Below are 9,441 nucleotides of genomic sequence, written 5' to 3' on the forward strand. Positions count from 1 at the left end.
GACCCGGAGTGGCTCGCCCGCGTGGATGCCCTCAGGGACGTCCTCACCAGCGAGGGCCGTACGCCCGCCCAGGGCGCCCTGGCCTGGCTGTGGGCCACCCGGCCGCCCGGCACCCAGCGCGATCCCAGCACCAGGTCGGCGCTCTTGAGGGCGGTGAGCAGACGGGGCAGTTCCTCGGGCTGGTGGGAGCCGTCGGCGTCCATCTCGATCAGCACGCCGTAGCCGCGCTCCAGGCCCCAGCGGAAACCGGCGAGGTAGGCGGCGCCCAAGCCCTCCTTGCCCTTGCGGTGCAGCACGTGGACGTGGTCGTCCTCGACGGTCAGCTCGTCGGCCAGCTTGCCCGTGCCGTCCGGGCTGTTGTCGTCGGCCACGAGCACGTGCGCCTCGGGGACGGCCTCGCGTACCCGGCCGACGATGCTCTTGATGTTCTCCGCCTCGTTGTAGGTCGGGATGATCACCAAGGCCGTGCCGAGCGGGCCGAACTTCCTCACCCGGGCTTCTGCCGCGAGGGTTCCGTCGCCGTCGTTCACTACTGCCCCTTCATGTTCATACGCAGAGGTCCACCATAGTGGGCCCCGCCTGCGATGACGTGACAGGACGTTCGAATCGTGGTGTCGAATCCGGAAGACGGAGGTAAGAGCGTGCCTCCGGGTGCGCGCGTGCGGCGGATGGGGGCCCGGCGCCCTTCGGGCCGACCTGGGATCCGCTGGCTGCGGATCGACCGAAAGCCGTTGTCTACTGAGCGCGCGGGCCCCACCCGGGTCGCACCTCCCCGACCGGCCGGAACGTTCCCTCGGCGCTGCGCCGGCCTGAGCCTGGCTCCCAGTGACGGTGCCCCGGTGCGGCACACCGTCCCTGACCCGGCGGCGCCGCGGCGAGTTCTCGGACAGTCCCCGGTCGGGCGTCCGGTGGTGGACTCGGCCGAACCTACCGGCCTCCTGCGGCCGCCTGTCAACAGCCGTTTGACCTGCGCATCTCGCGGCAAAGCCCTGGTCAGCGCCGAGGATACGCAGGTCGCGCGACGGGGGGTCGGCGCACGACTTCATGCGCGCCACCCCCGTAGATCACTCACCCGGCCGTACGAAGACCGTGCGTCCGCCCACGACGGTGCGCAGACAGACGGGCAGGTCATGGCCCGGAGTGAGGTCGGGAAGACCCGGGGTGCCGGAGCGGGGGTCCGTCGACCAGCGGGCGACGCGGTCGTCCGGGGCCTGGACGACGAGTTCGCCGGTGCGCCAGACGGCGTAGTCGGCGGGGGCACCCGGGACCAGAACGCCCGCGTCGTCCCGTCCCACGGCCCGCCAGCCGCCGCGCGTGTGCGCCGTGAACGCGGCGCGCACGGAGACACGGTGCTCCGGCGTGCGGTGGAAGGCGGCGGCCCGGACCGTGCCCCACGGGTCGAGCGGGGTGACCGGGCTGTCGGAGCCGAAGGCGAGCGGGACGCCGGCGCGCAGCAGGGCCGCGAAGGGGTTCAGACCACGGGCCCGCTCAGCACCCAGGCGCTGCGCGTACATCCCCTCCTCGCCACCCCACAGGGCGTCGAACGCGGGCTGCACGGATGCCGTGAGGCCGAGTTCGGCGAAGGCGGCGACACTCTCCGGAGTGAGCATCTCGGCGTGCTCGACGCGGTGCCGGGCGGCCCGGATCCGGCCGAGCCCGAGCTTCTCGGCGGCGGCGCGCACACCCTCCACCACGGCGTCCACGGCCGCGTCGCCGATGGCGTGGAAACCGGCCTGCAGACCCGCCTCGGTGCACGCCACGACGTGCGTCGCGACCGCGTCGGCGTCCAGGTAGGCGATGCCGGTGTGCGCGGCGTCGGCGTACGGCTGGTGCAGACAGGCCGTGTGCGAGCCGAGGGCGCCGTCGACGAACAGGTCCCCCGCGGCGCCGGCCGCGCCCAGCTCCCGCGCCTTGGCGACATCCTGCTCGGCCCAGTAGCCGACGACCCGCGGCCCGGGCTGCTCGCCCGCGAGGCGCAGCAGGCCGCTGAAGTCGTCCTCCGAGGAGATCTCCGGCCCCGCGCACTCGTGGAGCGTGCCGATCCCGAGCGAGACGGCGTGCGCGAGCGCGGCGCGCTGCGCCTGCGTGCGCTGCTGCGGCGTCACGGCTGCGAACGCCGCGCCCCGCACGGCGTGATGGGCGTCCGCGGTGAGCGGACCGTCCTCGCGGGTGACATCGGGCACGAGGTCGAGCAGGGCAGAGCTCACGACCGCCGAGTGGACGTCGATCCGGCTGAGGTAGAGGGGCCGGTGCCCGGTGGCCTCGTCGAGTTCGGCCCGCGTCGGGGGCCGGCCTCCGGGCCAGCGGGCGGCGTCCCACCCGTGCCCGAGCAGGACGCGGTCGTCGGGACGCGCGGCGGCGAAGTCCCGTACGAGGACGAGGGCCGCTTCGAGGGAGGGGGCGCCGGACAGATCGAGCCCGGTGAGTGCGAGCCCGGTGGCAGTGGTGTGCACGTGCGCGTCCGTGAACGCCGGAGTGACCAGCGCTCCGTCGAGATCGACGACCTCGTCGACCCCGTCCGCAAAGGCGTCAGCGGCCCCCTCGGACCCCACCCAGGCGACCTGCCCGCGCTCCACGACCATGGCGGTGGCGAAGGGATCGGCGGGGCTGTGGACCTCACCACGGCGAAGGAGAACGGTCTTCGGCGGCGCACTGGACTGACTCATGGAGCACAGTCTCACAGGCCCCACTTCAACGCCCCGCAAGGGGCGCGGGGAACCGCGCGATCAGCCACCCACAACCCGCACCCGCAGAACCACCCGTCAGATCCTCGGCGGCCGCGCCTCGTACGGCGTGGACAACACCACCGTCGTCCGCGTCGACACCCCCGCCAGCGACCGCAGCCGCGCGAGCAGCTCCTCCAGCTCGTGCGGCGTCGCCACCCGCACCTTCAGGATGTAGTTCTCGTCGCCGGCGACGCTGTGGCAGGCCTCGATCTCGGGCACGCCGGCCAGCCGGTCCGCGATGTCGTCCGGCGCACTGGGATCGAACGGTTTCACCGAGATGAACGCCGTCATCGGCAGCCCGACGGCCTCGGGGTCGACGACCGCGGCATAGCCCCGGATGACGCCCCGCTGCTCCAGCCGCCGCACCCGCTGATGCACGGCCGACGTGGACAGCCCCGTGGCCTTGCCCAGGTCGGTGTAGCTCATCCGCCCGTCCTTGACGAGCAGCTGCACGATCTGTCGGTCCAGCTCCTCCATGGCGCAAGAACCTACAGGGCGGTTGATCTCCTCGGATACCTGAGCAGCCCAGGTCATGCCCGGTTCGTGATGTGGCCGGAAGCCGTCTGTCAGCCGTCCGGGGGACAAATGCGCCGCAGTGGACACCTGCACCGGGCATGTGACGAACGCCACAGGCCTCGAACAGTCTCCGTAATGTTCTCGTGATTACCGCCCAGGGGCGACGGGAAGTGCTTGCTGTGGCCGAGGCCGCAGTGCCTGTTACGGCCCAGTCCGAGGGGGAGAACCCAATGCAGAGTCTTAAGCGCCCTGGTCGCACCGCACCCAAGCGGCAGCAGCTCGTCGTCGAGCCCGAGCCGGAGGGCGTCGAACCCGACGCCTTCGACGACGAACTCGACGCCTACGACACGTTCGAGATGTTCCGGGTCGTCTGCCCGGACTGCGCGCAGCCCATCGCCCTGCTGGCGGACGAGGAGGTTCTGCCGGAGCACGCGCTGTGCGCCTCGCCGTGGAACCCCTTCGGACTCACGGTCTGCGCCGGAACCGGCCGCAGGGCCACGGACGCCCGCGCCGCGGACGAGTCCGTGGAACCTCAGGAGCAGGACACCGCGCTGCTGTTGACGCTCCCTCAGGGCCTCGACTGGCGGACCCAGCCCTTCTCGCACGTCGGCGGCCCGGGCTCACGCCCGATCAGGGTCCCCGTCATGCGTCGCGCGGCCTGAGCACGGGCCTTCCGCCCGCCGCTTCCGCTACGCAACTGCCCCGCACCACGACTTCGGCAGACCGCCGTGGTGCGGGTTCGGTGCGTCCCGGCCCGCGGCGCCGGCCGGCTCGACGTGACCGGTGCGCGCGGGGCCCCGGACGCCTCTGAACGCACGCCCGATTCCACGCCCCGGTGACCTGTCCGCGCTCTGCCGCGTTGCCCTGGTATGACCCCCATCTCCTCAGCGACCGGGCGTCAGCGCCTCCTGTACGTCCCGCCGCCCGCAGAATCGGTTCGGCCGGCTCCGCCCCGCTATCAGGACCCGCCGATCTACCGCGACCTGATGCGGACCTGGGCCGAGGACGGCCGCACCCTGCCGGGTCGGCACGACCCGGAGTGGATGCGGCTCGCGGCCCCGTGGCGGGGCCTCGACCAGTTCAGCGTCCCTCTGGACCCACGAGATGGCGGGCGATGACCATCCGCTGGATCTGATTGGTGCCCTCCACGATCTGCAGCACCTTGGCCTCGCGCATGTAGCGCTCGGCCGGGAAGTCGGCGGTGTAGCCGTATCCGCCGAGAATCTGCACGGCGTCGGTGGTGACCCGCATCGCCGTGTCGGTGCAGTGCAGCTTGGCCATGGCGGCCTGCCTGGCGAACGGCCGGCCGGCGTCCTTCAGCCGTGCCGCCGCGAGGTAGAGCGCACGGCCCGCCTCGATCTGCGTCGCCATGTCGGCGAGCATGAACCGCAGCCCCTGGAAGTCGGCGATCGGCTTGCCGAACTGGCGCCGCTCGGCCGCGTAGGCCACCGCCTCGTCGAGCGCGGCCTGCGCCACGCCGATCGCGCACGCCGAGATGCCGAGCCGCCCCGAGTCGAGCGACGACAGGGCGATCGCGAAGCCCTGCCCCTCCTCGCCGATGCGCCGGTCGTCGGACACGCGGACGCCGTCGAAGTGCACCTGCGCGGTGGGCGAGCCCTTCATGCCCATCTTCTTCTCGGGCACTGCGGCGCTCAGGCCCTCCGCGTCGCCCGGCACCAGGAAGGCCGTGATCCCGCGCGGCCCCTCCTCACCGGTGCGGGCCATGACGGTGTAGAAGTCGGCGATCCCGCCGTGGGTGATCCAGGCCTTGGTGCCGGTGATCACCCAGTCGCCGCCGTCCCGCACGGCCTTGGTGCGCAGGGCGGCCGCGTCCGATCCGGAGTGCGGCTCGGAGAGGCAGTAGGCACCGAGCAGACCGCCCCCGAGCATCGCCGGCAGGTGCTCGACCTGCTGCTCCTTGGTGCCGTAGGCGGCGAGGGCGTAGGAGGCCAGGGAGTGCACGCTGACGCCGAGGCCGACGGTGAGGCGGGCGGCGGCCAGCTCCTCCAGGACCTGGAGGTACACCTCGTAGGGCTGGTCGCCACCGCCGTACTCGGAGTCGTACGGCAGGCCGAGCAGTCCGGAGCGGGAGAGCAGCGTGAACAGCTCGCGCGGGAAGCGGCCTGCGTCCTCCTCCTCGGCCGCCTTCGGGGTGATCTCCTGCTGCGCGATGTCGCGCACGAGCGAGATCAGGTCCCGGGCCTCCTCCGTGGGCAGTTGTCGGTCCACCGGCTGCGGGGCGCGGTCGGGCATGGCGACGCTCTCCTCCCTGTCGGGCACTGGCGGACGGGCCCATGGGTGGGGGCGGCGCCGCCGGGTCGTTCTGGTGCCTGGCCGATGCTTGCAGTCCCGGGTCTCGGAAGCTGCTGACCAGCGGCTGTGCGCTGTGAGTATGCCCGATCGGAGGCATCCCGTCACCAGTTAACGACCGCTTACTTCAAGAATAGGCCGCGCGCATCAGAGGCGGGGAATTGGTCCGAACCATTGACCCAACTGGTCTAGTCCTCCTACTGTTTCGCTCCACCGATTCACCGCGTTCATGCCAATCGGCGCGCGTTCCCTCTCCCCACGAGGAGACACCGGATGCACACCCCCCACCGTTCCCGCTTCCGGGCCATCGTGTCCGCGGCCTGTTGCGCCGTCCTCGGCGCCGGCCTGCTGGCCGCGGGCACCTCCGCCACCGCGGCGACCTCGGCTCAGGAGGCCGCCGCAAGCGCGAAGCCCGCTCCCGGCGCCAGGGCCGCCGGCTCCAAGGTCATCGGGTACTTCACCGAATGGGGCACCTACGACCGCAAGTACCACGTCAAGAACATCGAGACGTCCGGGTCGGGCGGCAGGCTCACCCACATCAACTACGCCTTCGGCAACGTCACCGGCGGCAAGTGCGCCATGGGCGACGGCTACGCCGCCACCGACCGGGCCTACACCGCCGCCGAGTCCGTCGACGGCAAGGCCGACACCTGGGACCAGCCGCTGCGCGGCAACTTCAACCAGCTGCGCAAGCTGAAGCAGAAACACCCGAACCTCAAGGTCCTGTGGTCCTTCGGCGGCTGGACCTGGTCGGGCGGCTTCGGCGAGGCCGCGAAGAACCCGGCCGCCTTCGCCCAGTCCTGCTACGACCTCGTCGAGAACTCAAAGTGGGCCGACGTCTTCGACGGCATCGACATCGACTGGGAGTACCCGAACACCTGCGGCGCCACCTGTGACACCAGCGGCAAGGCGGCCTTCCGCAACCTGATGCAGGCGCTGCGGGCCACATTCGGCACGAGGAACCTCGTCACCGCGGCGATCACCGCCGACGCCACCCCGGGCGGCAAGATCGACGCGGCGGACTACGCGGGCGCCGCCCGGTACGTCGACTGGTACAACCCGATGACGTACGACTTCTTCGGCGCCTGGGACGCCGCCGGACCGACGGCCCCGCACTCCCCGCTGACCTCGTACTCCGGCATCCCCAAGGCGGACAACCACAGCTCGGCGACCATCGCCAAGCTCAAGGGCCTCGGCATCCCCGCCTCGAAGCTGCTGCTCGGCATCGGTTTCTACGGCCGCGGCTGGACCGGCGTCACCCAGGCGGCCCCCGGCGGCACCGCCACCGGCCCGGCGGCGGGCACCTACGAGCAGGGCATCGAGGACTACAAGGTGCTCAAGGCCACGTGCCCGGCGACGGGGACGGTGGCCGGCACGGCGTACGCCAAGTGCGGCGGCAACTGGTGGAGTTACGACACCCCGGCGACCATCGGCACCAAGATGAACTACAAGAACCAGCAGGGCCTGGGCGGCACGTTCTTCTGGGAGCTGAGCGGCGACACGGCGAACGGGGAGCTGATCAAGGCGATCAGGTAGGGCACGGACAGGGCAGGGGGTCCGCGGCGGCCCTCCGCCCCTCCTTCACAGGCCCCGGCGCGCGGGCTGCGGGGCCGGGTGGGCCGGGTCGAGTTCCTCGATCGCGCGCAGGGCGCCGCCGAGGGTCTTCACCAGCAGCTCGCACATGGTGTCGCGGGGGAGTTCGGGGCGGTCGATCCACTCGAGCGTGGCGCCCTCGACGCTGCACACCCAGGACAGCAGGCCCATCCGCGCCAGCGGGGTGATGTCGACGCGGCCGTACACGCCCTCGGCGATGGTGGTCACGACGGCCTCGCGCACGCCGTCGCGGATGGCGTGCACCTCGGTGTCGAAGCCGACGCCGCCGCTCACGATCGTGCGGTACGCGGCCTGGTTGTGCTCGGCGTAGCGCAGATAGCTGTCGATCGTGCGCTGGGCCCGGTCGACCGGGGGCAGTTCCAGACCGCTCGCCGCGAGAGTGAGCAGCTCGGTGACCGAGTCCTGGACGATGGCCAGGTAGTAGCCGCGCTTGGACTGGAAGTAGTAGTAGATCAGCCCCTTGGCGACGTGCGCCTGCCGGGCGATGTCGTCCATCGACAGGGCGTCGTACGACGTGTCGGCGAACAACCTCCGCCCGATGGCGATGAGTTCGGCACGGCGCGCCATCGAGCGCTCGGTGCCGCGGGCCCTGGGGCGCGCGGCAGGCTGGGGGCTGATATTCAATTTCGACCCTGGTCTCAACGGGCGGGGTGGGACCTCCGCAGTATGGCAGGCCTCACCGTCGGGCCGTGGGTCAGGTCACAGCAGCCCGAGCCGGGTCACGAGCATCGCGACGACCACGACGAGGACCCAGCCCATGAGGTGCTCGACGATCTTCGGGCCGTCGTCCCGGGGGCCGCCGGTGCGGGCGCGGTGGGCGGTGGCTGACTGTGCGGTCATGGCTGCTCGCTGGGTCGGTGGTGCGGACGGATTCCCCCCGGAGTTCCGTCCACCTTGCCACCTGAGGCGGCTTTTGCGGCCGTAAGCTCGGTCACACCCGTACGCCCACGGCCGCCAGGGCCGTGCGCTGGGCCGCGTTCGGGCGGGCCGGGAAGTACAGGTAGCAGACGCCGCCGGTGCCCGAGACGACCTTGCCGGAGGCGTTGTACCGCTTGGTGCGGAGCCAGATGTTCTCCCACTCGCGCCGCCGGTATACGCGCCGCACGGCCTCGTTGGTCGCCGAGAAGGGGTCGTTGGCGATCACGTCACCGTCGGCGGTGAAGCCGACGACGGTCATCAGGTGCCCTGCGGTGCCGTACCCGGCGCCGGTCAGCTCCTCCTTCAGGAACGACTGGGACGTTATGGCCGGGATGCCCGCGGCGATCAGCGTCTCCAGTTCGGTGACCGAGCCGAGCCGGGTGACCACGCCCTGGAGATCCTTGAAGGTGGCCGCGTAGGCGGCGTTGAAGGGCCAGTTGCCGCAGCCCGCGTACTGGTGGTCGTAGGTGAAGCGGGCCGCGTGGCACACCTGCGGGTCGTCGTACGCGGGATCGACCCAGGCCAGTTGCCCGGCGGTGAGCCGGCCGCCCCAGTACTCGATGATCATCTGGGAGGAGGTCGGGCTGCACCAGGCCTCGCCGCCGTTGTCGTACTCGGGGTACCGGCCCTTGTGGATCTCCTGGGAGTAGCGCGGGACGGCCAGCTCCTTCGCGAGGCCGGGTGCGGACGGCGGGACGGTGAAGCGGTCGGGCACGTCCGAGCCCATGGCGCCGAGCCGCCACACGGTGGGGGTGGCCTTGGTGCCGGGCTTGCGGTGAAGGGTCAGGCGCAGCCGGTAGGAGGCCAGGCGCAGGCCGGTCGACGGATCGTCGATCGCCAGCGTGTCGGTCCAGACCGTGCTCTTGTCGTCGCTCTGGTCGTCGACCGAGGTGCGCCGGATGTCCCGGTCGCCGGCCGCCCAGCGGCCCATCACGTACCAGGGCGTGCTGGAGCCGTCGGTGTAGTTGGCCTTGATCTCGGCCTGGATCCAGGTGCCGGCCGGAGTGTGCGCGTTCCAGGAGACGATCGCCTCGGTCGCCGGGACGGCGAGCCGGTGGACGGGGGACGTCCAGGTGGCGTACTCCCAGGCGGCCTTGATGCCGGTGTGCGGGTCCGTGTAGTCGACCGTCCCGGCGGGCTTGGCGATGACCACGCCCGGGCGGGCGCCCGCGACGGCCCGGGTGCCCTTCGCCGTGCCGCCGGACCAGTCGCCGTACGAGACCCAGAACCTGTTGTCGACGGTACGGGCCGGGACCGTCCGGGCGGGGTCTGCGGTGACGACGCGTGGGGCGGGGTCGATCCAGGGCTGGCGGAGGTCGCCGCGCGCCATCGGGTGGGGCTGGTGTGCACGCACGCC

General features: G+C 71.8%; 10 protein-coding genes. 3 read left to right on the plus strand and 7 right to left on the minus strand.

All coding sequences use genetic code 11. The features are described from left to right. From ABT116_RS35410 to ABT116_RS35420, 3 genes are all read right to left on the minus strand, one after another. On the minus strand, nucleotides 1-530 hold a 530-nt coding region (locus tag ABT116_RS35410), incomplete at its 3' end, for a glycosyltransferase (RefSeq protein WP_351642572.1). A gap of 534 nt (nucleotides 531-1,064) precedes the next feature. Continuing rightward, nucleotides 1,065-2,666, minus strand: coding sequence for an amidohydrolase (locus ABT116_RS35415; RefSeq protein ID WP_351642575.1), 1,602 nt, complete (start codon nucleotides 2,664-2,666; stop codon nucleotides 1,065-1,067). Nucleotides 2,667-2,762: 96 nt separating this feature from the next. After that, nucleotides 2,763-3,203 carry an Lrp/AsnC family transcriptional regulator gene (locus ABT116_RS35420; RefSeq protein WP_004002750.1) on the minus strand — a complete coding sequence of 147 codons (441 nt, stop codon included), beginning with the start codon at nucleotides 3,201-3,203 and terminating at the stop codon, nucleotides 2,763-2,765. 269 nt (nucleotides 3,204-3,472) lie between these two features. Between ABT116_RS35420 and ABT116_RS35425 the strand changes: the two genes are divergently transcribed. Both ABT116_RS35425 and ABT116_RS50995 read left to right on the plus strand, forming a co-directional pair. After that, on the plus strand, nucleotides 3,473-3,904 hold the full coding sequence (locus tag ABT116_RS35425) for a hypothetical protein (RefSeq protein ID WP_351642577.1): 432 nt from the start codon (nucleotides 3,473-3,475) through the stop codon (nucleotides 3,902-3,904). Between the two features lie 207 nt (nucleotides 3,905-4,111). Then, nucleotides 4,112-4,360, plus strand: a complete 249-nt coding sequence (locus tag ABT116_RS50995) for a hypothetical protein (RefSeq protein ID WP_502983989.1) — start codon at nucleotides 4,112-4,114, stop codon at nucleotides 4,358-4,360. On the opposite strand, the gene ABT116_RS35430 is transcribed toward ABT116_RS50995, so the two are convergent. Beyond that, on the minus strand, nucleotides 4,323-5,495 hold the full coding sequence (locus ABT116_RS35430; protein WP_351642580.1) for an acyl-CoA dehydrogenase family protein: 1,173 nt from the start codon (nucleotides 5,493-5,495) through the stop codon (nucleotides 4,323-4,325). The two genes, ABT116_RS50995 and ABT116_RS35430, sit on opposite strands and share 38 nt — an antisense overlap. A 330-nt stretch (nucleotides 5,496-5,825) precedes the next feature. Between ABT116_RS35430 and ABT116_RS35435 the strand changes: the two genes are divergently transcribed. Beyond that, nucleotides 5,826-7,088, plus strand: a complete 1,263-nt coding sequence (locus ABT116_RS35435; RefSeq protein ID WP_351642582.1) for a glycoside hydrolase family 18 protein — start codon at nucleotides 5,826-5,828, stop codon at nucleotides 7,086-7,088. 45 nt (nucleotides 7,089-7,133) lie between these two features. Here ABT116_RS35435 and ABT116_RS35440 read toward each other — a convergent pair whose 3' ends face one another. From ABT116_RS35440 to ABT116_RS35450, 3 genes are all read right to left on the minus strand, one after another. Next, on the minus strand, nucleotides 7,134-7,790 hold the full coding sequence (locus ABT116_RS35440; protein ID WP_351642588.1) for a TetR/AcrR family transcriptional regulator: 657 nt from the start codon (nucleotides 7,788-7,790) through the stop codon (nucleotides 7,134-7,136). A 75-nt stretch (nucleotides 7,791-7,865) separates the two neighbouring features. Further along, nucleotides 7,866-8,006: an SCO1431 family membrane protein gene (locus tag ABT116_RS35445; RefSeq protein ID WP_351642595.1), complete on the minus strand. Its 141-nt coding sequence runs from the start codon at nucleotides 8,004-8,006 to the stop codon at nucleotides 7,866-7,868. A 91-nt stretch (nucleotides 8,007-8,097) separates the two neighbouring features. Next, complete coding sequence (locus ABT116_RS35450; protein ID WP_351642599.1) at nucleotides 8,098-9,414, minus strand: C39 family peptidase; 1,317 nt, start codon at nucleotides 9,412-9,414, stop codon at nucleotides 8,098-8,100. Nucleotides 9,415-9,441: the final 27 nt, after the last annotated feature.

Origin of the sequence: Streptomyces sp. NPDC002130 (assembly GCF_040296465.1) — a bacterium.
Taxonomy (GTDB): domain Bacteria; phylum Actinomycetota; class Actinomycetes; order Streptomycetales; family Streptomycetaceae; genus Streptomyces.